A 25,282-nucleotide genomic window follows, 5' to 3' on the forward strand; every position below is an offset into this window, starting at 1 on the left:
GCTCATTGCCCACTCACTGGGGCGCTGGCCGGACGCGGTGCCACACGGTCCGAGGGCTGTGCATCTCCACCCTGCACGTATCCCTTGAAAATTCGGGTGCTGCCGCGCGCTGAATCCGCAACGGGTTGCATTTTTCGCCAGCCCGTACCGGGCTGGCGCCATAACATGTCCAAGGCAGGTATTTCCGGGGCACTTCGCCCAAATGCGCGGAGACGACGGTGGCGGGCAGAGGTACGGCGAAAAGAAGCGGGTAAGCAGGTGAAACACCGCACTTGTCGTTTTTTTTCGGTCTTCTCTACACGGCGCTGGTGGCGGTTCCAGGCATTCATTAAACTGGCGAACGCTCCGTAGGACGGCCTCGCGTCCTCGGGATTGCGAAGGTCAGGGCCGGCGTAGAGCCTATAGCCGCTGGCCTGCCGCTTTTGGCGGCGTTCGCGACTATAGCAGTAATGATTAACTGCTTCAATTCCATAAAAAATTGTTATGATCCCGCCATGACGACCAATACCCCTCCGACTTCCGGCGTTCAGCTGATCGAAGTCGCGCCTGAGCTTGCCGGCCAGCGCATCGATAATTTCCTCATCACGGCCCTCAAGGGCGTGCCCAAGACCCTGGTCTACCGCATCCTGCGCAAGGGTGAAGTGCGGGTGAACAAGGGCCGGATCAAGCCCGAGTACAAGCTGCAGGCCGGCGACATCGTACGGGTGCCGCCGGTCCGCTTGCCGGAGCGCGACGAGCCGGCGCCGGTTGCCCAGGGGCTGCTGCAGCGCCTGGAGGCGGCAATTGTCTATGAAGACAAGGCGTTGATCGTGATGAACAAGCCGGCCGGCATCGCCGTGCACGGCGGCAGCGGCTTGAGCTTTGGGGTGATCGAGGCGCTGCGCCAGCTGCGCCCGGACGCCAAGGAGCTGGAGCTGGTACACCGCCTGGACCGTGACACTTCCGGCCTTTTGATGATCGCCAAGAAGCGCAGCATGCTGCGCCACCTGCATGCCGCCCTGCGCGGCGATGGCGTGGACAAACGCTACATGGCGCTGGTGCGCGGCCATTGGCCGACCTCCAAGAAGCAGGTCAACGCGCCGCTGCAAAAGAGCAACCTGCGCTCCGGCGAGCGCATGGTCGAGGTCAATGACGAGGGCAAGGAAGCGCTGACGATGTTCCGCGTGCTGCGCCGCTTCGGCGAGTACGCCACTATGGTCGAGGCACGCCCGATCACTGGCCGCACCCACCAGATCCGCGTGCACACCTTGCACGCCGGGCACATGATCGCCGGCGACAGCAAGTATGGTGACGAAGACTTCACCCGCGAGATCCGAGACCTGGGTGGCAAGCGCCTGTTCCTGCACGCCTACCAGCTGACCGTGCCGCTGCCCGATGGCGGCGAGCTCAAGCTGGAGGCGCCGGTGGATGACATGTGGGCCGGCACCATCAAGCGGCTGGCAACCGAGCCATGAATAAAAGCTACGACCTGCTGATCTTCGATTGGGATGGCACCCTGGCCGACTCCATCGGCCGCATCGTAGAGGCGATGAACGAGGCCGCTGCGCGCTTCGGTGAGGCGCCAAGTAGCGACGAGGCGGTCAAGGGCATCATCGGCCTGGCCCTGGGTGAGGCGATCTCGACGCTGTACCCCCACCTGGATGTGCTGCAGGTGGAGGTCTTCCGCCAGCACTACGCCGATGTGTACATGGCCCTGGACCAGCAGCCGTCGCCGTTGTTCGGCGGCGTGGTGGAGTCGCTGGAGGCCTTTCGTGGCGAGGGTTATCGTCTGGCAGTGGCCACCGGCAAGGCCCGTCGCGGGCTGGACCGGGTACTCAAGGCCAATGGTTGGGAGGGTTACTTCGACATTACCCGCGCCGCCGACGAGACCCGTGGCAAGCCGCACCCGTTGATGCTCGAACAGATTCTCGCGCACTGCCAGGTCGAACCCGGCCGGGCGCTGATGGTCGGAGATTCTGCGTTCGATTTGCAGATGGCCAGCAATGCCGGCATGCATTCGGTGGCAGTGGGCTACGGCGCGATGCCGCTGCAGGCGCTGGCCGAGTTCGGCCCGCAGGTGTGCATCAGTCATTTTTCCCAGTTGCGCGAGTGGCTGGCGGGCCCTGCAGCATTCATTTCCAAGGTAGGTGAGCATGGTTGACGAGTGGAAGGCACCTGAAAACGAAACCGAGGCGCAGCGCATCGAGCGTGAAGATCGCGAGCTGCGCGCGGCCATTCGTGAAGAAGACGAGCGGGTAGAGCGCAAGAGCTGGAAGATGCTCGAGAAGACCATGCTTGCCAACGTGCAGGAACAGCGGCGCTCGCGGCGCTGGGGGATCTTCTTCAAGCTGCTGACCTTCGTCTACCTGTTCGGCATGCTGGCGTTGTTCACGCCGTTGATGGATATGGACAAGGCGGCATCGCGCAGCGGCAGCCATACCGCGCTGGTCGAGGTGCGCGGGGTGATTGCCGACCAGGAGGCTGCCAGCGCCGACAATATCGTCAAGAGCCTGCGCGAGGCGTTCAAGGACCCGAATACCAAGGCTGTGGTGCTGCGCATCAACAGTCCGGGCGGCAGCCCGGTGCAGGCGGGTTATGTGTATGACGAGATCCGCCGCCTGCGCGCAGAGCATCCTGCGATCAAGCTGTACGCGGTGATCGCTGACCTGGGCGCTTCGGGGGCCTACTACATCGCCAGTGCTGCCGACGAGATCTACGCGGACAAGGCCAGCCTAGTGGGGTCGATTGGTGTGACCGCAGCGGGCTATGGCTTCGTTGGCGCCATGGACAAGCTGGGGGTGGAGCGTCGTGCCTACACCTCGGGCGAGCACAAGGCCTTCCTTGACCCGTTCTCGCCGCAAAAACCTGAAGAAACGGCCTTCTGGCAGAGCGTGCTGGACACCACCCACAAGCAGTTCATCGCCATGGTCAAGCAGGGGCGGGGAGAGCGCTTGAAGGACAAGGAGCACCCGGAGCTGTTCAGCGGGTTGATCTGGTCGGGCGAGCAAGCCAAGGAGTTGGGCCTGGTGGATGGCCTGGGCAGTGCCAGTTATGTGGCGCGGGAGATTGTCGGCGAGAAGGACCTGGTGGACTTCACCGTTCAGGAGTCGCCGTTCGACCGCTTCTCCAAACGTATCGGTGCCAGCGTGGCCGAGCGCCTGGCGCTGTACATGGGCATGCAGGGGCCTGCGCTGCGCTGATTGGGTGTTTGCATGCATCGCGGGTCAAGCCCGCTCCCACGGCTAATTGTGGGGGTGGGCTTGACCCGCGATGCGTTTACGGCACCTGCACCCCTTCCTGATGCAGCATGTCCACCAGGCGGATCAGCGGCAGCCCGATCAGGCTGGTGGCATCGCAGCCGTGGGTGCTCTTGAACAGGCTCACCCCCAACCCTTCTGCCTTGAAACTCCCAGCGCAATCCAGCGGTTGCTCGGCGGCCACATAGCGCTCGACCTGTTCGCGGGTCAGCTCGCGCATGGTCACGGTAAACGGCACGCAATCCACCTGGCACCGCCCGCTGCTGCTGTTAAGCAGTGCAAGGCCGGTGAGGAAGGTGACCTGCTGCCCGCAGCTCTCCAGCAATTGTTCACAGGCGCGCTCGAAGGTGTGCGGCTTGCCGAGAATCTGCTCGCCCAGTACCGCTACCTGGTCGGAGCCGATGATCAGGTGGCCCGGGTGGCTGGCGGCCAGTGCCTGGGCCTTGGCGCTTGCCAGGCGGCGTACCAGCTCGACGGCGGGCTCGTTTTCAAGGCGGCGCTCGTCTAGGTCGGGGCTTGCCCAGGTGAAGGGCAGGTGCAGGCGGGTGAGCAGTTCGCGCCGGTAAGGGGAGCTGGAAGCCAGTAGCAGGGGAAGCATGGTAGACTCCTGATCGAATACCCCGAATCCTAACATGCGTGATGCGCCGAATTTCCCTTTGACAGGGAGGGGGTGCATCCCTAGAATGCTGCGCCTATGTTGAATGACCCGATTCCACCTCACGTTGACCCGCGCAAATTGGCTGATCGTGGCGTAACCCTTAACGGTTCGCTGCAACTCGCTGATTTGGAAAGACTCTGCGACCCGCTTTCCGACAATGTCGGTACGGTGCAGGCGAAGTTCGATTTTGAACGAGACGAACAGCACACTGTGGTTATTCACAGCGAGCTGGATGTCGAGGTCAAGATGGTTTGCCAGCGTTGTCTTGAGCTGGTCACCCTTCCAATCCACAGCGAATGTACTTACGCGGTGGTGAAGGAGGGTGCGAATACCCAGTCGTTGCCGAAAGGCTATGACGTGCTGGAACTGGGCGAAGATCCTTTGGATCTGCAGGCGCTGATCGAGGAAGAGCTGTTGCTCGCCCTGCCGATCGTACCTGCTCATCATCCGGAAGAATGCCAGCAGCCGGCGGGCGCAGATGAGCCCGAGCCGAGCAAGGACGAGGTATCGCGGTCCAACCCGTTCAGTGTTTTGGCGCAGTTAAAGCGTGACCCAAACGTTTAGGAGTTAATCAATTATGGCTGTTCAGCAGAACAAAAAATCCCGCTCTGCCCGTGACATGCGCCGTTCGCACGACGCCCTGTCCGAAAACGCACTGTCGGTCGAAAAGACCACCGGTGAAGTACACCTGCGTCACCACGTTTCGCCAGAAGGCGTATACCGTGGTCGCAAAGTGATCGACAAGGGCGCCGACGAGTAATCCTTGTCCGCTCAGATCATCGCGATCGACGCAATGGGCGGGGACTTCGGTCCCCGCAACATTGTCCAGGCTAGCATTGCCTGCCTTTCGGCTACTCCCTCGCTGCACCTGACCCTCGTCGGTCAACCCTCCCTCCTTGAAGATCTTGTCAGTGGCCTTGCAGCTGCGGATCGCGCGCGCCTGCAAATTGTTGCGGCCAGCGAGGTGGTGGGCATGGACGAGCGTCCGTCGCAGGCGTTGCGCGGCAAGCCCGATTCGTCGATGCGCGTCGCCCTCGAGCTGGTGCGCGATGGCAAGGCCCAGGCCTGCGTCAGTGCCGGCAATACCGGTGCGCTGATGGCGCTGTCGCGCTTCGTGCTGAAAACCCTGCCTGGCATTGATCGCCCGGCCATGGTGGCGGCGATTCCGACCCAGGCCGGCTACTGCCAGTTGCTCGACTTGGGCGCCAATGTCGACTGCAGCGCCGAAAACCTCTACCAGTTCGCCGTCATGGGTTCGGTGGCGGCGCAGGCCCTGGGCATTCATCGCCCGCGGGTGGCCTTGCTGAACATCGGCACCGAAGACATCAAGGGCAACCAGCAGGTCAAGCTGGCGGCGACGCTGCTGCAGAACGCCCGCGGCCTCAATTACATCGGCTTCGTCGAGGGTGACGGGCTGTATCGTGGCGAGGCGGATGTGGTGGTGTGCGACGGTTTCGTCGGCAATATCCTGCTCAAGTCCAGTGAAGGCCTGGCCACCATGATCGGTGCGCGCATAGAAAAGCTGTTCAAGGGCGGCGCCTTGTCGCGGGTGGCAGGGGCGATGGCCATGCCGTTGCTCAAGCGGCTGCAGGCCGACCTTGCGCCGGCGCGGCATAATGGCGCGAGCTTTCTCGGGCTGCAGGGTATCGTCATCAAGAGCCATGGCTCGGCGGGTGTGCAGGGGTTCCAGAGCGCGATTCAGCGTGCGTTGATCGAAATCCAGGAGAACCTGCCGCAGCGCTTGCATGGGCGGCTCGAGGATTTGTTGCCTTGAGCCTGGCGCTGGCTTCATCGCCGGCAAGCCGGCTCCTGCGGGTGGCGGGCCCTGACAGGAATTTGGGCATACCGCCCACGAAGTGCTTAAATGTGACCGCTTGGTCTGCGTCTCCATCCAAGTGTTCAGATTGCGCGCCTGGCCCAAGGCCTGGCGCACCCTATCCGACGACAAGATCATAAGGGCTTGTTCAATGTCTGCATCCCTCGCATTCGTCTTTCCCGGCCAAGGTTCCCAGTCGCTGGGCATGCTCGCCGAACTCGGCGCCGAAAAGCCGGTGATCGTCGAGACCTTCAAGGAAGCTTCCGAGGCCCTGGGCTACGACCTGTGGAAACTGGTCCAGGAAGGCCCAGAAGAACAACTCAACCAAACCGACAAGACCCAGCCGGCAATCCTCACTGCCTCGATCGCCCTGTGGCGCCTGTGGCTGGAAGAGGGCGGCGCGCAGCCGGCCTTCGTTTCCGGCCACAGCCTGGGTGAATACAGCGCGTTGGTCGCCGCTGGCAGCCTGTCCCTCAAGGACGCCGTGCGCCTGGTCGAGCGCCGTGGCCAGTTGATGCAGGAAGCGGTGCCGGCCGGCCATGGTGCCATGGCTGCCATCCTCGGCCTGGACGACGCCGTGGTGGTCGAGATTTGCGCTGAAGCGGCCGAAGACGAAGTGGTCAGTGCGGTCAACTTCAACTCCCCGGGCCAGGTGGTCATCGCCGGCAACAAGGCTGCGGTAGACCGTGCCATGGAGCTGTGCAAAGCCAAGGGCGCCAAGCGTGCCCTGCCGCTGGCGGTCAGCGTGCCGTCGCACTGCGCCCTGATGAAGCCTGCGGCCGAGCGTTTTGCCGAGTTCGTCAACGCCATCGACTGGAAGGCCCCGCAGATCCCGGTGGTGCAGAACGTCAGCGCCGCCATCGCCGCCGACCTCGACGCCCTCAAGCAGGACCTGCTGGCGCAGCTGTACCAGCCAGTGCGCTGGGTCGAGTGCGTGCAGGCCCTGGCCGCGCGCGGCGCGGTCAACCTGGTCGAGTGCGGCCCGGGCAAGGTCCTGGCTGGCCTGAACAAGCGTTGCGCCGACGGCGTGACCACCTACAACCTCAACACCCCCGACGCCGTCGCCGCCACCCGCGCGGCGCTGGCCTGAATCTGGAGACGCTTGCATGAGCCTGCAAGGTAAAGTTGCACTGGTGACCGGCGCCAGCCGTGGCATCGGCCAAGCCATCGCCCTCGAGCTGGGCCGCCAGGGCGCCATCGTGATCGGTACCGCCACTTCGGCGTCCGGCGCCGAGCGCATCGCCGCCACCCTGAAAGAGCACGGCATTGCCGGCACCGGCATGGAGCTGAACGTGACCAGCGCCGAGTCCGTCGACGCAGTACTGGGCGCCATCGGCGAGCAGTTCGGCGCACCGGCCATTCTGGTCAACAACGCCGGCATCACCCGCGACAACCTCATGCTGCGCATGAAGGACGACGAGTGGTTCGACGTGATCGACACCAACCTGAACAGCCTCTACCGTCTGTCCAAGGGCGTGCTGCGTGGCATGACCAAGGCCCGTTGGGGTCGTATCATCAGCATCGGTTCGGTCGTCGGTGCCATGGGCAACGCCGGCCAGGCCAACTACGCCGCCGCCAAGGCAGGCCTGGAAGGCTTCAGTCGCGCCCTGGCGCGTGAGGTGGGTTCGCGTGGCATCACCGTCAACTCGGTGACCCCGGGCTTCATCGACACCGACATGACCCGCGAGCTGCCAGAAGCGCAGCGTGAAGCCCTGCAGACCCAGATTCCGCTGGGCCGCCTGGGCCAGGCCGACGAGATCGCCAAGGTGGTTTCGTTCCTGGCATCCGACGGTGCAGCCTACGTGACTGGCGCCACCGTGCCGGTCAACGGCGGGATGTACATGTAAAAACCGCAATGCGATGTGACGGATTGCTTCAAAAAACAGTCATACTGCGAGCCTAAAATCCGTTATAAAGCTGCAACCAGATTCCAGGCAATGGGTTAGGTGACCCGGCCGAAGGCGTGTTCCGCTTGAAAAGCAGGCGTCTTCCTATAAACTTGGTCACCGGCCAGCTGCCTGACATATGTCCATTAGGAGTGAAAACTAGGTATGAGCACCATCGAAGAACGCGTCAAGAAAATCGTCGCCGAGCAACTGGGCGTCAAGGAAGAAGAAGTGACTGCTGAGAAGTCCTTCGTCGACGACCTGGGTGCCGATTCGCTTGACACCGTTGAGCTGGTGATGGCTCTGGAAGAGGAATTCGAGACCGAAATCCCTGACGAAGAAGCCGAGAAGATCACTACCGTTCAAGCTGCCATCGACTACGTCAAAAACCACCAGGCTTAAGACGTTTCAGTCGACGCTTCTTGTCGGGGAAAACCGCACTGCCTTTGCCGGCGTGCGGTTTTTTCTTTGCAAGGACCGGGGTTTGCTGCCATTCCATTCGCCATGGCAAGTGCACTGGCAAGAAACTCTGTTATCAGGAAAGAGGAGAGTACTGTGTCGCGTAGACGCGTCGTGGTCACCGGTATGGGTATGCTGTCGCCACTGGGTACCGATGTGCCCAGCACCTGGCAGGGCATTCTGGCTGGCCGCAGTGGCATTGGTCCTATCGAGCATACGGACCTGTCTGCCTACTCCACCCGTTTTGGCGGCTCGGTGAAAGGTTTCGAGGTCGGGCAGTATCTCGACCAGAAAGAGGCCCGCAAGCTGGACCTGTTCATTCAGTACGGCCTGGCGGCCGGTTTTCAGGCGGTGCGTAACGCCGGCCTGGAAGTCACTGACGCCAACCGCGAGCGCATTGGCGTTGCCATGGGCTCGGGCATCGGTGGCCTGACCAACATCGAAGAAACCAGCAAGATCCTGCACGAGAAGGGGCCGCGCCGTATTTCGCCGTTCTTCGTGCCGGGCTCGATCATCAACATGATCTCGGGTTTTCTGTCGATCCACCTGGGTGTGCAGGGGCCGAACTACGCCATTGCCACCGCCTGCACCACCGGCACCCACTGCATTGGCATGGCCGCGCGCAACATCGCCTACGGTGAAGCCGACGTGATGATCGCCGGTGGTGCCGAAATGGCCGCCTGCGGCCTGGGCATGGGCGGCTTTGGTGCCTCGCGCGCGCTGTCCACCCGCAACGACGAGCCGACCCGGGCCAGCCGCCCGTGGGACAAAGGCCGTGATGGTTTCGTGCTGTCAGACGGTGCTGGCGCGCTGGTGCTCGAAGAGCTCGAACACGCCCAGGCCCGAGGTGCGACCATCTATGCCGAGCTGGTCGGCTTTGGCATGAGCGGTGACGCCTACCACATGACCTCGCCACCCGACACCGGCGAAGGCGCCGCCCGCTGCATGGCCAATGCCCTGCGCGATGCCGGCATCCAGCCTGAGCAGGTCAACTACATCAACGCCCACGGCACCTCGACGCCAGCCGGCGATGTGGCCGAAGTGGCAGCGATCAAGCGGGTGTTCGGCGAGCATGCCTACAAGCTGGCGGTGAGCTCGACCAAGTCGATGACCGGTCACCTGCTGGGCGCTGCCGGTGCGGTAGAGGCGATCTTCAGCGTGCTGGCGATCAACAGCCAGATGGCGCCGCCGACCATCAACCTCGACGAGCCCGACGAAGGCTGCGACCTGGACTTCGTTGCGCATGAAGCCCGCAGCATGCCGATCGACGTGGTGCTGTCCAACTCCTTCGGCTTTGGCGGAACCAACGGTTCGCTGGTGTTCCGCCGGTTCGCCGGCTGATGTTCAGCTGGGTCGATGGCCAGCCGGCCTCTGCACTCAACCTGCAGAATCGCGGCCTGGCCTATGGTGATGGCCTGTTCGAGACCATCGCCGTGCGTGGCGGCAGGCCCAGCCTGCTGTCGCTGCACCTCGAGCGCCTGGCGCTGGGTTGCCAGCGCTTGGGGCTTGAAGCCGACATCGCCCTGGTCGAGAGTGAGCTGCACCGCTACGCCAGCCTGCTGGGGGAGGGGGTCGCCAAGTTGATCCTCACCCGCGGCGACAGCCAGCGTGGCTACGCGCCGGCAGCCGGAGTGCCGGCCCGGCGCATTCTGCAGGGCAGCCCTTTGCCCGCCTACCCACAGACAAATGCCGAAACCGGCATCCGCTTGTTCCCTTGCCAGACCCGTCTTGCCCAGCAACCACTGCTGGCCGGCCTCAAGCACCTCAACCGCCTGGAACAGGTACTGGCCCGCGCCGAATGGCAGGACAGCGCTTGCGCCGAAGGCCTGATGCGCGATACCGACGGCCGGCTGATCGAGGGCGTGTACAGCAACCTGTTCCTGGTGCGTGATGGCGTGCTGCTGACCGCCGACCTGAGCCGTTGCGGCGTGGCCGGGGTGATGCGCGCTGCGCTGCTGCAACAGGCGCCGCTGCTGGGCATTAACGTGCAGGTGCGCGACCTGGTGCTCGAAGACCTGCAGCAGGCCGACGAAGTGTTCGTCTGCAACAGTGTCTATGGCATTTGGCCGGTGCGTGAATTCGGCGCGCTTGACTGGCCGGCGGGGCCGCTCACCCTTAAACTGCAGGCCGTTGCCCGTACGTTACTGGATACCTGAATTCGTGAGACGCAAATTCCTGCTGCTGCTGGAAATGGGTTTGATCCTGGCCGGCCTGGCACTGGGCTGGTCTGCCTGGAAGATCAACTCGGTCCTGGAGCAGCCTCTGCAAGTGGCGCAGGAGCGCCTGATCGAAGTGCCCAGCGGCACTACGCCCAACCGCATGTTCTACCGCATGCAGGGCGAAGGGCTGCTGGACGATGCCGTCTGGCTGCGCCTTTACTGGCGCTTCAACATGGCCGGCACCGCGCTGCATACCGGCGAATATCGCCTGACCCCCGGCATGACCGTGGGCCAGCTGTTCGATGCCTGGCAGCGTGGCGACGTGGTGCAGTACAACCTCACGTTGGTCGAGGGCTGGAACTTCCGCCAGGTGCGCGCCGCCGTGGCCAAGCACGAGAAGATCCGCCATACCCTCGACGGCCTGTCCGACAGCGAAGTGATGGACAAGCTCGGCCACACCGGCGTGTTTCCCGAAGGCCGCTTCTTCCCTGATACCTACCGTTTCGTGCGGGGCATGAGCGACGTCGAGCTGCTGCAGCAGGCCTACATGCGCCTTGAAGAGGTCCTGGCCAAGGAGTGGGCCTCGCGCAGCGAGGGGCTGCCATACCGCGAACCGTACCAGGCGCTGATCATGGCCTCGCTGGTGGAGAAGGAAACCGGCATTCCCCAGGAGCGTGGGCAGATCGCTGGCGTATTCGTGCGCCGCTTGCGCCTGGGCATGATGCTGCAGACCGACCCCACTGTGATTTATGGCATGGGCGAGCGCTACAACGGCCGCATCTCCCGCGCCGACCTGCGCGAGCCGACGCCTTACAACACCTACACCATGACCGGCCTGCCGCCCACGCCGATCGCCATGGTCGGCCGCGAGGCGATCCACGCAGCCCTCAACCCCAGCGACGGCTCGAGCCTGTACTTCGTCGCCCGCGGCGATGGCAGCCATGTGTTCTCCGACGACCTGGACGACCACAACAGCGCGGTGCGCGAGTTCCAGCTCAAGCGCCGGGCTGATTACCGTTCAAGCCCCGCACCCCAGGCGCAGCCCGGGGCAGGGGAGGCCGCGCCGGCCAGCGAGCCGGCGCCAGCCAACGAAGCACCCGCACCGGCCGATACGCCGGCCACCGAACAACAGTAAGGAACGCCTGTGACCGGCTTGTTTATCACCCTCGAAGGCCCCGAAGGCGCGGGCAAGAGCACCAACCGCGAGTACCTGGCCGAGCGCCTGCGCGAGCAGGGCGTCGATGTGGTCATGACCCGCGAGCCCGGCGGCACCCCGCTGGCCGAGCGTATTCGCGAGCTGCTGCTGGCCCCCAGCGATGAAAGCATGGCCGCCGACACTGAGCTGCTGCTGGTGTTCGCCGCCCGTGCCCAGCACCTGGCCGAGGTGATCCGCCCGGCGCTGGCCCGTGGCGCAGTAGTTTTGTGTGACCGCTTCACTGATGCCACTTACGCCTACCAGGGGGGCGGCCGCGGGCTGTCGGTCGAGCGTATTGCAACGCTCGAAACCTTCGTCCAGGGTGCGCTGCGCCCCGACCTGACGCTGGTCTTCGACCTGCCGGTGGAAGTGGGCCTGGCCCGCGCCGCCGCCCGCGGCCGCCTGGACCGCTTCGAACAGGAAGGCCAGGGCTTCTTCGAGGCCGTACGCGAGGCTTACCTGCAGCGCGCGGCGCAGCACCCGCAGCGTTACAGCCTGCTGGATGCCGCGCAGTCCCTGGAGGCGGTACAGCGTTCCATCGACGCGCTGCTGCCGGGCATCCTGGAGCGCTGCCGTGGCTGAGGCCTACCCCTGGCAGCAGGCACTTTGGCCGCAACTGGCCGGGCGCAGCCAGCACGCCCACGCCTACCTGCTGCACGGCCCGCAGGGCATCGGTAAGCGCGCCCTGGCCGAGCGCCTGATGGCGCGGTTGTTGTGCCAGCAACCCCAGGGCCTCGACGCCTGCGGCCAGTGCAAGGGGTGCCTGCTGCTGAAGGCCGGCAGCCACCCGGATAACTTCATCCTCGAACCTGAAGAAGCCGACAAGCCAATCAAGATCGACCAGGTGCGCGAGCTGGTCTCGTTCATCGTGCAGACGGCCCAGCAGGGTGGCCGCAAGGTGGTGCTGATCGAGCCGGTGGAGGCGATGAACATCAATGCGTCCAACGCCTTGCTCAAAAGCCTTGAGGAGCCTTCGGGCGACACCGTTCTGTTGCTGGTCAGCCACCAGCCCAGCCGTTTGCTGCCGACCATCAAGAGCCGCTGTCAACAGGTCGCCTGCCCGCAGCCAAGCCAGGCGCAAAGCCGCGCATGGCTGGCCGGCGCATTGCCTGAAAGCTGCGATGAAGAACGCGAGGAACTGCTGACCCTTGCGGCCGGCTCACCGCTGATGGCTGTCAATTTGCAGGCCCAGGGCGTGCGCGAACAGCGGGCGCTGGTGACTGACGGGGTGAAGAAGCTGCTCAAGCAACAGCAATCGCCCAGCCAGTTGGCCGAAGCCTGGAAGGACGTGCCGTTGCTGCTGCTGTTCGACTGGTTCTGCGACTGGTCGCACCTGGTGCTGCGCTACCAGTTGACCCAGGATGAGGACGGGCTGGGCTTGGCCGACATGCGCAAGGTGCTGCAGTACCTGGCGCAAAAGAGCCGCCCGGCCAAGGTACTGGAAATCCAGGCGTGGGTCCTGGAGCAGCGCCAGAAGGTGCTGGGCAAGGCCAACCTCAACCGTGTACTGCTGCTCGAAGCCATGCTCGCCCATTGGGTGCAGCTGCCGGGCCAGCGCTGATTTTCACCGTTACTTCATGTGTGCCGTATTCCCATGCTCGTAGATTCCCATTGCCACCTCGACCGTCTTGACCTTACTGCCCACCAGGGCTCCCTCGATGCCGCCCTGCAGGCGGCCCGGGAGCGGGGCGTGGGGCATTTTCTGTGCATCGGCGTCAGCGCCGAGAACGCCGGTGCGGTCAAGGCGCTCAGCGAGCAGTACGCCGATGTGGACTGCTCGGTAGGGGTGCACCCGCTGGACCTGGCGCCTGGGGAAACCCCGGCGCTGGACTGGCTGCTGCGCGAGCTTGCGCACCCGCATGTGGTGGCCATCGGCGAAACCGGGCTGGATTACCACTACGAGCCTGAGGCTGCCGAGTTGCAGCAGGCGTCCTTCCGTTTGCACCTGGAAGCTTCGCGGCAGACTGGCAAGCCTGTGATCGTGCATACCCGCGGGGCGCGGGCCGATACCCTGGCGCTGTTGCGTGAGGCCAGCTTGCCCCAGGCTGGTGTGTTGCACTGCTTCACCGAGGACTGGGAAATGGCCAGGGCGGCGCTGGACCTTGGCTATTACATCTCGCTTTCGGGGATCGTCACTTTCCGCAATGCCGATGCCTTGCGCGAGGTGGCCCGGCAGGTGCCGGTTGACCGATTGCTGGTGGAGACGGACTCGCCTTACCTGGCGCCGATTCCGCATCGGGGGAAGCCGAACTTGCCGCAGTATGTGCGGGAGGTGGCGGAGTATGTGGCTTCGTTGCGCGGGGCCAGTTATGAGCAACTGGCTGAGCAGACGACGGCGAACTTCAAGCGGTTGTTCCCGTTGGCTCGGGTTGGGTGATTAGCCTTTGAGTTGGTTGGTTGGTTGGTTGGTTGGTTGGTTGGTTGGTTGGTTTTGGTTTGTTTTGAAAGTTGTATGTGCATTCATTTGCTTTGGTGACGCTTATTCACCTTTCCGCCCTTACGGCGGGTCACTTTTTGAAGCATCAAAAAGTAACCAAAAAATGCTCGCTCCATTCATCCGGCCCCTGCGCTGCGCTCCGGGGTTCCCTCACTCCGGGCTTACTCCGGGGGTACGCGCCGACGGGCCGTCCCTGGCCCGATCGGCGCTCGACCGGCATCCATGCCGGTCGCCCCCCTACGCAATCCCTGCGTTCGGCCTCCTGAAGTCGCGAAGTTAGGGGCGGCGCCTACACTGGCGCAGCTAACCGCTAGTTGCCACCGTGGGATCTCAGGAATCGCCGGCAAGCCGGCTCCTACAGTTAATCGCGTTCCTCTGTAGGAGCCGGCTTGCCGGCGATAGGGCCCGAACTAACAACACATCAATAACAATCAAACCAACATACCAGCTGTTGATCTGGCTGTTGATCTGGCTGTTGATCTTGCTTCTAAGCGCGCAATAGCTCAGACAACACAAATCGCGACTTCAGGAGGCCGAGCGTAGGGATTGCGTAGGAGGGCGACCGGCATGGATGCCGGTCGAGTGCCGATCGGGCCAGGGACGGCCCGTCGGCGCGTACCTGCGGAGCAAGTCCGGAGCGAGGGAACCCCCGAAGCGCAGCGTAGGGGGCCGGATGATGGGAGCAGGGCGGCTTTGGTTACTTTGGCCGTCCAAAGTAACCCGCCGTAAGGGCGGAAAGGTGAAGAAAAGCCGTTATCTTCAATGAGTGCGCATACATCTCCCCAAGCAATCACTCTAAAGCCCCGAACCCGGCCCCCCAACCCCAGCCCAAAAAAAACCCGGGTTCTGGGGGGGGAATCCGGGTTAAGACCATTAGGAGTAAAACAAAGGTACGCGGTCCCTGGGCACCTTTATTGGCGCGCCACTTGGGGGGGATGCGCCGCGCCAACACTTCAAGTATTGGCCACCTTTGGCACTCTGCCAGCCACGATTGGTCGTTTTTTAAACAGATTTGGAATACGCCAGCCGCCTGTTGGGCCTTCGCTGCATGGCAACAAGGCGGATTGGCCTTTTATCCCGCCAAGTCGGCCCGAAATCATCATGAAACACAGACATGAGCGGAAGATCCGTGCAATTTGCCCCCACTTAGGCATAATAATCCGCTTCGATTGTCATCCCAGTCCTACCTATGCACAAAGAACCTCGTAAGGTCCGTGAATTTCGCCGCCGCGAGCAGGAGATCCTCGATACCGCGCTCAAACTGTTCCTCGAACAGGGCGAAGACAGTGTCACCGTCGAGATGATCGCCGATGCAGTCGGCATCGGCAAAGGCACGATCTACAAGCACTTCAAGTCCAAAGCCGAGATCTACCTGCGCCTGATGCTCGACTACGAGCGCGACCTGAATGAGCTGCTGCATTCGGCTGACGTCGACCGTGACAAGGAAGCACTGTCCCGCGCCTATTTCGAATTCCGCATGCGCGACCCGCAACGCTACCGGCTGTTCGACCGCCTCGAAGAGAAGGTGGTCAAGGGCAACCAGGTGCCTGAAATGGTCGAGCAACTGCACAGCATCCGCGCCTCCAACTTCGACCGCCTGACGCAGCTGATCAAAGGCCGTATCAGCGAAGGCAAGCTCGAGGACGTGCCGCCGTACTTCCACTACTGCGCGGCCTGGGCGCTGGTGCATGGCGCCGTGGCGCTGTACCACTCGCCGTTCTGGAGCAATGTGCTGGAAGACCAGGAAGGCTTCTTCCAGTTCCTCATGGACATCGGCGTGCGCATGGGCAACAAGCGCAAGCGCGACCCGGAACCTGCCAACTAAAGCGTTCGCTTGGGTGCTGGCCGGTTTTCGGTCGGCACTGCTTCCCGCGTGCTTCGCCGGCAAGGCTTGCAAAAACCTGATTTTTGAGTCAGGTTTCGCACGCCAGTACCTTCCATGCCGGAGTCACCCATGATCGTCGATCGTCAAGGCAGGCGCTTTCGCAACCTGCGCGTCAGCCTGACTGCTGCCTGCAACTACGCCTGCACCTATTGCGTGCCCGATGGCAAACGCCTGGTGGCGGCGCAGGACGAGCTGTCGGCAGACGCGCTGGTGCGCGGTGTGGCGTATCTGGTTGAAGCGGCTGGTATCGAGCGGCTGCGCATCACCGGCGGCGAGCCGCTGGTCAGCCCCCGCCTCGAAGGTTTTCTGGCCGGCGTCGCCAAGCTTGGTCTGGATGACATCAGCCTCACCACCAACGGGCAGTTGCTCGCGCGCAAGCTTGCGCTGCTGCAAGAGGCCGGTATCCGCCGCCTCAACGTCTCCCTCGACAGCCTCGACCCTGAGGCTTTCCGCCGGATCGCCCGGGGTGGGGACCTGGCCGGCGTGCTGGACGGCATGGAGCAGGCGAGGGCGGCCGGCATGGCGATCAAGGTCAACATGGTGCCCATGCGCGGGCACAACCTCGACCAGGTCGTGCCGCTGCTCGACTACTGCCTGGAGCGCGGCTTCGAGCTGCGCTTCATCGAGCTGATGCGCATGGGCCACTTGGCCCGCGACAATAACGCCTTCTTGCAGCAGTTCGTCAGCCTCGACCAACTGCTGGCACTGATCGGGCAACGCCATGCTTTTGAACAGGCGCAACGGCCGGTGGATGCCACGGCGCTGCGCTACCGCATCCCCGGCAAGGGGCACTTCGGGGTGATCGCCAACGAAAGCGTGCCGTTCTGCCGCGCCTGTTCACGCCTGCGCTTGTCCTCTACCGGCTGGTTGCACGGCTGCCTGTCGTCGAGCAACCGTCATTTTGTCGCCGATCTGTTCGACAAACCACGCCACCAGGCGCTGCCGGCCCTGCAGCGGCTGCTGGTGAGGGCCCTGGCAGACAAGCAGGACGTGGCGTTTTCCGGGGATGTGATGGTGATGAAGGTGATCGGCGGCTGACTCTGGCGCAAAAGCTGCATCTGCGCGGCTATTCGCCGGTTTTTCGTCACCGGCCACTGGAGGAAAGATGCGTAGCCTGGTCTTGCTGCTGGCGCTGATGGCGCTGGGCGGCTGCATGAATGTCAGCGATATGGGCGAAGGCGTCCGTTACCACATGAGCGATGCGGGCCTGCTGGACCACAGCGACACCACCCGGACCCTGTCGGTGCGCTTGCAACCCGATTCGTTCATCTTCATTGGCCAGGGCGCCTTCATGCCGCCGGGCAAGGGGCCGCTGCCGAAGCAGAATGCCGTGGCCGAGGAGGCCTTCAAGAGCTTCGTCGAGTACTTCCCGCTGGTGCGCCGCGCCCAAGGGCCGCTGGGTCTGGAGCAAGCCATCGCCGAAGCGCGTTCGGTGGGCGCCGACTATGTGCTTTACACCCGCTTTGCCCGCACCGACGACCGTATCGGCAATGGCGATGAATGGTACGACGAGCAGGCCGTTGACCGCCTGGGTTGGGACAGCGGTGTGGTACAGATGATGCTGATCGAAACCAGCACCCGCTACCTGATCGACACCGCCCGCATCAAGAGCCGTGGCGGTTTGTTGACGTTCCACGACAACACCCCCCAGGATTTGCTTGGCGCGCCCATGCGCGAGTACGCTCGTAGCCTTCTGGGCATGAGCCGCTGAGCGAGTACGCAATGACTGAAACCGGCAAGGCCAACGATCTTCTGGCGCAAATTCCCAAGGCAAAAGGGCTGCCCCCGGTGCATCTGTGGAACCCGGGCTTCTGCGGTGACATCGACATGCGCATTGCCCGGGACGGTACCTGGTATTACCTGGGCACGCCCATCGGGCGCAAGCCGATGGTCAGGTTGTTCTCCACCATCATCCGCCGCGATGGCGATGACTACTTTTTGGTTACTCCGGTGGAGAAGGTCGGCATCAAGGTCGACGATGCGCCGTTCGTGGCGGTGCTGCTGGATGTGCAGGGGCACGGCGAGCAGCAGGTGCTGCGCTTTACCAGCAATGTCGAGGATCAGGTCGAGGCCGGCCCTGAACACCCGCTGCGGGTGCAAACCGACCCGGCCACGGGTGAACCTGCGCCGTACATACTTATGCGCAGCAACCTCGAGGCGCTGATTCACCGCAATGTGTTCTACCAACTGGTGGAGCTGGCCGTGCCGCGCGAGATCGACGGCGAGCAGTGGCTGGGGGTGTGGAGCCAGGGCGAGTTCTACCCGATCGGGCGCGATGCCTGACGCCTCGCAGCGATGCTCAAACACCAGGGGCGACGCGATCCCTGTGGGAAGCGGCCTTGTGTCGCGATGGGCTGCAAAGCAGCCCCGGCAATGCTATGTGATACACAGATTTTGGGGCTGCTGCGCAGCCCATCGCGACACAAGGCCGCTTCCCACAGGAAGCGAGTTGAGTCCTGGGGCAGGGGGCAACTCCCCATCGGCCTCCTGCTTTTTCCCCGAATTGGCCATTTGTAACCCACGCCCCGGCGCTTAACCTGAAGCCATACCCGCTCAGGAGAACCGCCATGCGTCGCCTTCATGTACTCGCCCTCACCATCCTGCTCGCACCTTTGACCCACGCCTGGGCCCACGCTGATGCCGCCGACCAGGTGCGCATCCTGCAAGAGCAGGCTCCCTTCAACGCCCCCGGCAAGAAGGCTGTGATGCTGACTGTCAGCTACGCTCCCGGCCAGGCCTCGCCTGCCCACCAGCACCCTGGTGCAGTGATGGCCTACGTGCTGGAAGGGGCGGTAACCTCCAAGCTCAACGACGAACCGGAGCATACCTACAAGGCCGGAGAGTTCTGGTACGAGGCGCCCGGTACCGTGCACAGCATTTCGCGCAATGCCAGCAAGAGCGCCCCGGCCAAGTTGCTGGTATGGAGCCTGGTGGAGGAGGGCAGGCCGGTCACCGAGCCCCTGGCCAAACCCTGAATCGCAGGCATTAAAAAACCTCCAGTGCTTGCGCGACTGGAGGTTTTCAGTGTTTGGCTCCGCGACCTGGACTCGAACCAGGGACCCAATGATTAACAGTCATTTGCTCTACCGACTGAGCTATCGCGGAATCTGCCGGTATCTTACTCAACGCGTGGGGGAAGTCAAGCTTCCCCCATTGCAATCAAGTAGTTACAGCACTTCGACGATGGCTTTGGTGACCACGTGGATGTTGCTTTGATTCAGCGCGGCCACTGCAATACGGCCGGTGTCCAAAGCGTAGATGCCGAACTCGTTCTTCAGGCGGGCGACCTGCTCAACGGTCAGGCCCGAGTAGGAGAACATGCCCACCTGGCGGCCGACGAAGCTGAAGTCGCGGTTGGCGCCATACTCGGCCAGCAACTGGACCATCTGCTTGCGCATGCCGTGGATACGGGTGCGCATTTCGCCCAGCTCGGCTTCCCACATCTGGCGCAGCTCGTCGCTGTTCAGCACGGTGGCGACGATGGTCGCGCCGTGGGTTGGCGGGTTGGAGTAGGTGGTGCGGATCACGCGCTTGACCTGCGACAGCACGCGGGTGCTTTCGTCTTTCGAGCCGGTGACGATCGACAGCGCGCCGACGCGCTCGCCGTACAGCGAGAACGACTTGGAGAACGAGCTGGAAACGAAGAACTCCAGGCCCGACTCGGCGAACAGGCGTACAGCGAAGGCGTCTTCGGCGATGCCGTCGCCAAAGCCCTGGTAGGCCATGTCGAGGAACGGTACGTGGCCCTTGGCCTTGACCACTTCCAGCACGTTTTTCCAGTCGTCCAGGGTCAGGTCGACGCCGGTCGGGTTGTGGCAGCAGGCGTGCAGTACCACTACCGAGCCTGCCGGCAGGGCGTTGAGGTCTTCGAGCATGCCGGCACGGTTGACGCCGTTGCTGGCCGCGTCGTAGTAGCGGTAGGTCTGCACCGGGAAGCCGGCGGACTCGAACAGCGCGCGGTGGTTTTCCCAGCTTGGGTCGCTGATGGCGACTACGGCGTTGGGCGACAGGCGCTTGAGGAAGTCGGCACCGATCTTCAGTGCGCCGGTACCGCCGACAGCCTGAACGGTGACCACGCGGCCGGCGGCCAGCAGTGGCGATTCTGCGCCGAAGATCAGCTTTTGCACGGCCTGGTCGTACTGGGCGATACCGTCGATCGGCAGGTAGCCGCGCGAAGCGTGCTGGGCAGCGCGCTGGGTCTCGGCTTCGATCACGGCGCGCAGCAGCGGAATGCGGCCTTCCTCATTGCAGTAGACGCCAACGCCCAAGTTTACCTTGTCGGTACGTGGGTCGGCGTTGAATGCTTCGTTGAGGCCCAGGATGGGGTCGCGGGGTGCCAGCTCGACAGCGGAAAACAGGCTCATTGTTACCTTGGCTCTGATAGGAGAGTGATAGGGGTTGCCACGCTCCAGCCGAATGCACTGAAGCGGTGCACAAACGGGGAGTCAGTATAGTGATACCGCCCGGTCACTGCGACAGTCTGGCGCAGCTTTTACCGCTGTTTGCGCAAATATTTTTCGACCATTGGTCGAATTGCCCGGTCCATTGCAATACCCGCTCACAGCCGGGGCTTGAAAGGCGCGCCCGACGGGCGCATTTGGGTATAGACTACTGGCTAAATTTACAGTTGCTGCGGCACCCGCGAGGTTTGTCATGTCCGAGTTCCAGCTCGTCACCCGCTTCCAGCCGGCCGGCGATCAGCCCGAGGCCATCCGCCAGATGGTCGAGGGCATCGACGCCGGCCTTTCGCACCAGACGCTGCTCGGGGTGACAGGTTCGGGCAAGACCTTCAGCATCGCCAACGTCATCCAGCAGGTGCAGCGCCCGACCATGGTGCTGGCGCCCAATAAAACCCTGGCCGCGCAGCTGTATGGCGAGTTCAAGGCATTCTTCCCCAACAACGCCGTCGAGTACTTCGTCTCTTACTACGACTACTACCAGCCAGAAGCCTATGTGCCGTCGTCGGACACCTTCATCGAGAAGGACGCCTCGATCAACGACCATATCGAGCAGATGCGCCTGTCGGCGACCAAGGCGCTGCTGGAGCGGCGCGACGCGATCATCGTCACCACCGTGTCGTGCATCTACGGCCTGGGCAGCCCCGAGACTTATCTGAAAATGGTCCTGCACGTCGACCGCGGCGACAAGCTCGACCAGCGCGCCCTGCTGCGCCGCCTTGCCGACCTGCAGTACACCCGCAACGAGATGGACTTCGCCCGCGCCACCTTCCGCGTGCGTGGCGATGTCATCGACATCTTCCCCGCCGAATCCGATCTTGAAGCCATCCGCATCGAGCTGTTCGACGACGAGGTGGAGAACATCGCCGCCTTCGACCCGCTCACCGGCGAAGTCATCCGCAAGTTGCCGCGTTTCACCTTCTACCCCAAGTCCCACTACGTTACCCCGCGGGAAACCCTGGTCGAGGCCGTGGAGGGCATCAAGGAAGAGCTCAAGGACCGCCTGGAGTACCTGCACAAGCACAACAAGCTGGTGGAGGCCCAGCGCCTGGAGCAGCGCACCCGCTTCGACCTGGAAATGATCCTCGAGCTTGGCTACTGCAACGGCATCGAGAACTACTCGCGCTACCTTTCCGGGCGCCCGGCCGGTGCGCCGCCGCCCACGCTGTACGACTACCTGCCGGCGGACGCGCTGTTGGTGATCGACGAGTCCCACGTCAGCGTGCCGCAGGTGGGGGCCATGTACAAAGGTGACCGCTCGCGCAAGGAAACCCTCGTGGAATACGGCTTCCGCCTGCCGTCGGCACTGGACAACCGGCCCATGCGTTTCGATGAGTGGGAGTCGGTCAGCCCGCAGACCATCTTCGTCTCCGCTACCCCCGGCCCCTACGAGGGCGAACACGCCGGCCGCGTGGTCGAGCAGGTGGTGCGCCCCACCGGCCTGGTCGACCCGCAGGTTGAGGTGCGCCCGGCGCTCACTCAGGTGGACGACCTGCTGTCGGAGATCGGCAAGCGCGTGGCCCTGGGCGAGCGGGTACTGGCCACCACGCTGACCAAGCGCATGGCCGAGGACCTTACCGATTACCTGGCCGACCATGATGTGCGAGTGCGCTACCTGCACTCGGACATCGACACCGTTGAGCGCGTCGAGATCATCCGCGACCTGCGCCTGGGTACCTTCGATGTGCTGGTGGGCATCAACCTGCTACGCGAGGGCCTGGATATGCCCGAGGTGTCGCTGGTGGCTATTCTCGACGCCGACAAAGAGGGCTTCCTGCGCTCCGAGCGCTCGCTGATCCAGACCATCGGCCGCGCCGCGCGCAACCTCAACGGCAAGGCGATTCTGTACGCCGACAACATCACCGGCTCCATGCAGCGTGCCATCGACGAGACCGAGCGCCGGCGTGACAAGCAGGTGGCGTTCAACCAGGCCAACGGCATCGTGCCCAAGGGTGTTGTCAAGGACATCACCGACATCATGGAGGGCGCCACCGTGCCTGGTGCGCGCAGCAAGAAGCGCAAGGGCCAGGCCAAGGCAGCCGAGGAGGCTGCGCGTTACGAGGCCGAACTGCAGACCCCGGGCGAGATCACCAAGCGCATCAAGCAACTGGAAGACAAGATGTTCCAGTTCGCCCGCGATCTGGAGTTCGAAGCTGCCGCGCAACTGCGCGACGAGATTGGCAAGCTGCGCGAGCGCCTGATCGCCAGCTAAACCATGACGCTACCCCTGTAGGAGCCGGCTTGCCGGCGATAGGGCCAGCAGCCGTTAAGGCGTTTGCAGGCCCGGCCTCATCGCCGGCAAGCCGGCTCCTACAGGTACAGCATGGACTGAAGGCTACGAGATCCCTGTAGGAGCGGGCTTGCCCGCGATGAGGCCGGTGCAGGCTGGACATCTCTATTGCCTTTACTGGCCCTATCGCCGGCAAGCCGGCTTTTACAAGGGCTCAATGGGCTTCGCCTGCCTTCAACCCCTGCGGTAACCTGCGGGTCAGCAACACCGCCACCATGCTCACCGCCAGGCCAATGCCGACGAAGTGGAAGGCGTCGTTGTAGGCCATGATCATCGCCTGCTGGTGGGTGATTTCGCTCAGCTTGCCCAGCGCCGCGCTGTCGCTGCCCAGGCGCTCTGTCAATTGCGCCAGGCGCTCGGCCACTTGGGGGTTGGTTGGTACCACGGCCTCACGCAAATAGTCGAAATACACCTTGCCCCGGGCATCCAGTAGTGTCGCCAGCAGGGCGATGCCGATGGCGCCGCCCAGATTGCGCAGAATGTTGAACAGGCTAGAGGCGGAACCTGCGTCCTGCGGCTGGATGTACGCCGTGGCGATCAGCGAAATGGTCACCATGATCATCGGCTGGCCAAGGGCGCGGATGATCTGGATCTGGTTGAACTGCGGGCCGGCGAAGTCCGGGTTGAGCACCCCCGAGCTGAAACTGGCCACGCCAAACAGGCAAAAGCCCAGGGCGCAAAGCAGCTTCGGCGAGATCACCTTCATCAACTGTGGCACCAGCGGTATCAGAAACAACTGCGGGATGCCCATCCACATGATCACCTCGCCGATCTGCAGGGCGTTGTAGCCCTGGATCTGCGCCAGGTACAGCGGCAGCAGGTAGATCGAGCCGTACAAGCCCACGCCCATGCCCAGGCTGGCGATGCTCGACAGCCCGAAGTTGCGGTTGCCAAGAATGCGCAGGTTGATCAGTGGATTGGCCCGCGACAATTGCAAGATCACGAACAGAATCAGGCTCAGCAGGGCGACACTGCCCAGGCTGACAATAAGGCTCGACTCCAGCCAGTCCTTGCGGTGGCCCTCTTCAAGGAACACCTGCAGGCAGCCCAGCCCCAGCCCCAGGGTGATGATGCCGGCGTAGTCGGTGCTTTTCAGCAGTTCCCAATGGGCTTCTTTCTTTTCCAGCCCGTACAGCAGCCCGGCGATCATCACCAGCCCCGGCGGGATGTTGATATAGAAAATGTATTCCCAACCCCAGTTCTCGGTCAGCCAGCCACCCAGCGTCGGGCCGATGGAGGGGGCGAAGGTGGCCGTCATGGCGAACATCGCCATGCCCTTGGCGCGGTGGTGCTCGGGCAGTTTGATCAGGGTGAGGGTAAAGGCCAGCGGGATCAGTGCGCCGCCGGTGAAGCCCTGCAGGGCGCGGAACACGATCATGCTCTCGAGGTTCCAGGCCATCGAACACAGCAAGGATGACGCCAGAAAGCCCAGCGACACCCACACTGCCAGGCGCCGTGCCGACAGCAACTGCACCAGCCAGGCGGTGAGCGGGATCATGATGATCTCGGCCACCAGGTACGAGGTGGAAATCCACGAGCCTTCTTCCAGCGTGGCCGACAGCGCGCCCTGGATATCCTTGAGCGAGGAGTTGGTGATCTGGATGTCCAGCACCGCCATGAACGCGCCGAGCATCACGCTCATCACCGCGATCCAGTCGCGCCGGGTCGGCTCGGCGCTGGGGCGCAGCAGTTGGTCACCGGCCATCGTTGCTCTCGTCGCGCAGGTCGACGGTGGCGGTGACCGACATGCCCGGGCGAATGCGGCCATGCAGCGGGTTGTCGGCGGCGAATGTCAGCTTCACCGGGATGCGCTGCACCACCTTGGTGAAGTTGCCGGTGGCGTTGTCTGGCGGCAGCAGGCTGAATTGCGCGCCGGAGGCGGCGAACAGGCTTTCGACGCGGCCTTCGATGGGGCTGTCGGGGTAGCTGTCGAACACCAGCTCGGCGCGCTGGCCGGGGTGCATCTTGCCGATTTGGGTTTCCTTGAAGTTGGCCTGCACCCAGATGTCTTCGTCGGGCACCACGGACAGCAGGTAGGCGCCGGCCTGCACCACCTGGCCATTGCGCGCGCTGCGCTGGCCGATGGTGCCGCTGATGGGTGCGCGGATTTCGCAGCGGGTCAGGTTGAGCTCGGCCTGGGCCAGGTCGGCGCGGGCATTGGCGATCTGTGCATCCAGGCGCTTGAGTTCGGCGCTCAGGGCATCGACCTGCTGGCGCTGGCCCTTGAGGTCGGCCTGGGCCTTGTCTACCTGCGAGCGGGCGACGTGGCTTTCTGCCGAGAGGGTAGTGACCCGTTCTTCGGAAACGAAGCCGGGCTTGCGCAGCGCCTGGGCGCGGTTCAGGTCCAGCTGCGAGCGGTCCAGGGTGGCCTGGTTGGCCGCTACCTGGGCCTGGCCTGCGGCAATCAGGCTGCCTTGCTGGGTAAGGCGGCTCTGCGCTTGCACAAGTTCTGCTTCGCGGGTGGCCAGTGCGGCGCGGGCGCGGGCCACGGCCAGTTCGAAGTCGGCCACCTCCAGGCGTACCAGCAGGTCGCCCTTGTTCACGTGCTGGTTGTCTTCCACCTGTACCGCGTCGATGCGTGCCCCGAGCTGGCTGGAGATGCGGGTGATTTCGCCCTGGACGTAGGCGTTGTCGGTGCTCTCGAAGAAACGCCCCTTGAAATACCAGTGGGCCAGGAAGGCGAGGCCGACCAGGGCGACCAGGGTGATGAAGACCAGCAGGCGACGTTTGAGTTGGGCAGGCATGGGGACTATGGTTCCAGAAATGTAAGCAAATTTAACAGTGACCGGCGGTCACGTCACAAG

Annotated in this window: 25 protein-coding genes and 1 tRNA gene; 21 read left to right on the top strand and 5 right to left on the bottom strand. The window is 63.5% G+C overall.

Annotated features, from left to right (window positions below):
* Positions 1-494: 494 nt before the first annotated feature.
* From rluC to sppA, 3 genes are all read left to right on the top strand, one after another.
* Entirely contained in the window at positions 495-1,454 is a 960-nt protein-coding gene (rluC, locus tag KSS94_RS07745; RefSeq protein ID WP_217842428.1) for a 23S rRNA pseudouridine(955/2504/2580) synthase RluC, read from the top strand.
* Complete coding sequence (locus KSS94_RS07750) at positions 1,451-2,140, top strand: HAD family hydrolase (protein ID WP_217842429.1); 690 nt, start codon at positions 1,451-1,453, stop codon at positions 2,138-2,140. The genes rluC and KSS94_RS07750 overlap by 4 nt, the downstream gene beginning before the upstream one ends.
* A 115-nt stretch (positions 2,141-2,255) precedes the next feature.
* Positions 2,256-3,179 carry a signal peptide peptidase SppA gene (gene sppA, locus KSS94_RS07755; RefSeq protein WP_217843541.1) on the top strand — a complete coding sequence of 308 codons (924 nt, stop codon included), beginning with the start codon at positions 2,256-2,258 and terminating at the stop codon, positions 3,177-3,179.
* Positions 3,180-3,255: 76 nt separating this feature from the next.
* Here the strand turns inward: sppA and KSS94_RS07760 are convergent, their stop codons facing one another.
* Positions 3,256-3,834, bottom strand: a complete 579-nt coding sequence (locus KSS94_RS07760) for a Maf family protein (protein WP_217842430.1) — start codon at positions 3,832-3,834, stop codon at positions 3,256-3,258.
* A 96-nt stretch (positions 3,835-3,930) separates the two neighbouring features.
* Here KSS94_RS07760 and KSS94_RS07765 point away from each other — a divergent pair, with 96 nt between their 5' ends.
* From KSS94_RS07765 to KSS94_RS07845, 17 genes are all read left to right on the top strand, one after another.
* Complete coding sequence (locus KSS94_RS07765; RefSeq protein ID WP_217842431.1) at positions 3,931-4,458, top strand: YceD family protein; 528 nt, start codon at positions 3,931-3,933, stop codon at positions 4,456-4,458.
* A gap of 13 nt (positions 4,459-4,471) precedes the next feature.
* Positions 4,472-4,654: a 50S ribosomal protein L32 gene (rpmF, locus tag KSS94_RS07770; RefSeq protein ID WP_010223221.1), complete on the top strand. Its 183-nt coding sequence runs from the start codon at positions 4,472-4,474 to the stop codon at positions 4,652-4,654.
* Between the two features lie 3 nt (positions 4,655-4,657).
* Positions 4,658-5,668 (top strand): phosphate acyltransferase PlsX, encoded by a 1,011-nt coding sequence (gene plsX / locus KSS94_RS07775; protein ID WP_367617176.1) that lies wholly within the window; start codon positions 4,658-4,660, stop codon positions 5,666-5,668.
* A gap of 193 nt (positions 5,669-5,861) precedes the next feature.
* A complete protein-coding gene (gene fabD / locus KSS94_RS07780) occupies positions 5,862-6,800 on the top strand; it encodes an ACP S-malonyltransferase (protein WP_217842432.1) in 939 nt (312 codons plus the stop codon).
* A gap of 16 nt (positions 6,801-6,816) precedes the next feature.
* Positions 6,817-7,557, top strand: coding sequence for a 3-oxoacyl-ACP reductase FabG (fabG, locus tag KSS94_RS07785; protein WP_217842433.1), 741 nt, complete (start codon positions 6,817-6,819; stop codon positions 7,555-7,557).
* 204 nt (positions 7,558-7,761) lie between these two features.
* Positions 7,762-7,998: an acyl carrier protein gene (gene acpP / locus KSS94_RS07790; protein WP_009685065.1), complete on the top strand. Its 237-nt coding sequence runs from the start codon at positions 7,762-7,764 to the stop codon at positions 7,996-7,998.
* Positions 7,999-8,151: 153 nt separating this feature from the next.
* Complete coding sequence (fabF, locus tag KSS94_RS07795) at positions 8,152-9,396, top strand: beta-ketoacyl-ACP synthase II (RefSeq protein ID WP_217842434.1); 1,245 nt, start codon at positions 8,152-8,154, stop codon at positions 9,394-9,396.
* Positions 9,396-10,211: an aminodeoxychorismate lyase gene (gene pabC, locus KSS94_RS07800; RefSeq protein ID WP_217842435.1), complete on the top strand. Its 816-nt coding sequence runs from the start codon at positions 9,396-9,398 to the stop codon at positions 10,209-10,211. The genes fabF and pabC overlap by 1 nt, the downstream gene beginning before the upstream one ends.
* A 4-nt stretch (positions 10,212-10,215) precedes the next feature.
* The gene (mltG, locus tag KSS94_RS07805) at positions 10,216-11,349 is read left to right on the top strand and encodes an endolytic transglycosylase MltG (RefSeq protein WP_217842436.1); all 1,134 of its coding nucleotides are present in this window, start codon (positions 10,216-10,218) and stop codon (positions 11,347-11,349) included.
* A 9-nt stretch (positions 11,350-11,358) separates the two neighbouring features.
* Positions 11,359-11,991 carry a dTMP kinase gene (gene tmk, locus KSS94_RS07810; RefSeq protein WP_217842437.1) on the top strand — a complete coding sequence of 211 codons (633 nt, stop codon included), beginning with the start codon at positions 11,359-11,361 and terminating at the stop codon, positions 11,989-11,991.
* Positions 11,984-12,970: a DNA polymerase III subunit delta' gene (locus tag KSS94_RS07815; protein ID WP_217842438.1), complete on the top strand. Its 987-nt coding sequence runs from the start codon at positions 11,984-11,986 to the stop codon at positions 12,968-12,970. Before tmk ends, KSS94_RS07815 begins: the two co-directional genes overlap by 8 nt.
* A 33-nt stretch (positions 12,971-13,003) precedes the next feature.
* Positions 13,004-13,786 carry a TatD family hydrolase gene (locus KSS94_RS07820; protein WP_217842439.1) on the top strand — a complete coding sequence of 261 codons (783 nt, stop codon included), beginning with the start codon at positions 13,004-13,006 and terminating at the stop codon, positions 13,784-13,786.
* A gap of 1,249 nt (positions 13,787-15,035) precedes the next feature.
* Positions 15,036-15,671 carry a TetR/AcrR family transcriptional regulator gene (locus tag KSS94_RS07825; protein WP_217842440.1) on the top strand — a complete coding sequence of 212 codons (636 nt, stop codon included), beginning with the start codon at positions 15,036-15,038 and terminating at the stop codon, positions 15,669-15,671.
* A 129-nt stretch (positions 15,672-15,800) separates the two neighbouring features.
* Positions 15,801-16,769, top strand: coding sequence for a GTP 3',8-cyclase MoaA (locus KSS94_RS07830; protein WP_217842441.1), 969 nt, complete (start codon positions 15,801-15,803; stop codon positions 16,767-16,769).
* Positions 16,770-16,836: 67 nt separating this feature from the next.
* Positions 16,837-17,442, top strand: coding sequence for a DUF4823 domain-containing protein (locus tag KSS94_RS07835; RefSeq protein ID WP_217842442.1), 606 nt, complete (start codon positions 16,837-16,839; stop codon positions 17,440-17,442).
* An 11-nt stretch (positions 17,443-17,453) separates the two neighbouring features.
* A complete protein-coding gene (locus KSS94_RS07840; RefSeq protein ID WP_217842443.1) occupies positions 17,454-18,014 on the top strand; it encodes a DUF1285 domain-containing protein in 561 nt (186 codons plus the stop codon).
* A 284-nt stretch (positions 18,015-18,298) separates the two neighbouring features.
* Positions 18,299-18,706, top strand: a complete 408-nt coding sequence (locus KSS94_RS07845) for a cupin domain-containing protein (protein ID WP_217842444.1) — start codon at positions 18,299-18,301, stop codon at positions 18,704-18,706.
* 54 nt (positions 18,707-18,760) lie between these two features.
* On the opposite strand, the gene KSS94_RS07850 is transcribed toward KSS94_RS07845, so the two are convergent.
* Positions 18,761-18,836, bottom strand: a tRNA-Asn gene (locus KSS94_RS07850).
* 62 nt (positions 18,837-18,898) lie between these two features.
* A complete protein-coding gene (locus tag KSS94_RS07855; protein WP_217842445.1) occupies positions 18,899-20,095 on the bottom strand; it encodes an amino acid aminotransferase in 1,197 nt (398 codons plus the stop codon).
* A gap of 289 nt (positions 20,096-20,384) precedes the next feature.
* Between KSS94_RS07855 and uvrB the strand changes: the two genes are divergently transcribed.
* Complete coding sequence (gene uvrB, locus KSS94_RS07860) at positions 20,385-22,400, top strand: excinuclease ABC subunit UvrB (RefSeq protein ID WP_217842446.1); 2,016 nt, start codon at positions 20,385-20,387, stop codon at positions 22,398-22,400.
* Positions 22,401-22,632: 232 nt separating this feature from the next.
* Here the strand turns inward: uvrB and KSS94_RS07865 are convergent, their stop codons facing one another.
* Entirely contained in the window at positions 22,633-24,183 is a 1,551-nt protein-coding gene (locus KSS94_RS07865; protein ID WP_496197747.1) for an MDR family MFS transporter, read from the bottom strand.
* On the bottom strand, positions 24,173-25,222 hold the full coding sequence (locus tag KSS94_RS07870) for an HlyD family secretion protein (RefSeq protein WP_217842447.1): 1,050 nt from the start codon (positions 25,220-25,222) through the stop codon (positions 24,173-24,175). The genes KSS94_RS07865 and KSS94_RS07870 overlap by 11 nt, the downstream gene beginning before the upstream one ends.
* Positions 25,223-25,282: the final 60 nt, after the last annotated feature.

Origin of the sequence: Pseudomonas fakonensis (genome assembly GCF_019139895.1) — a bacterium.
Classification (GTDB): Bacteria; Pseudomonadota; Gammaproteobacteria; order Pseudomonadales; family Pseudomonadaceae; genus Aquipseudomonas; species Aquipseudomonas fakonensis.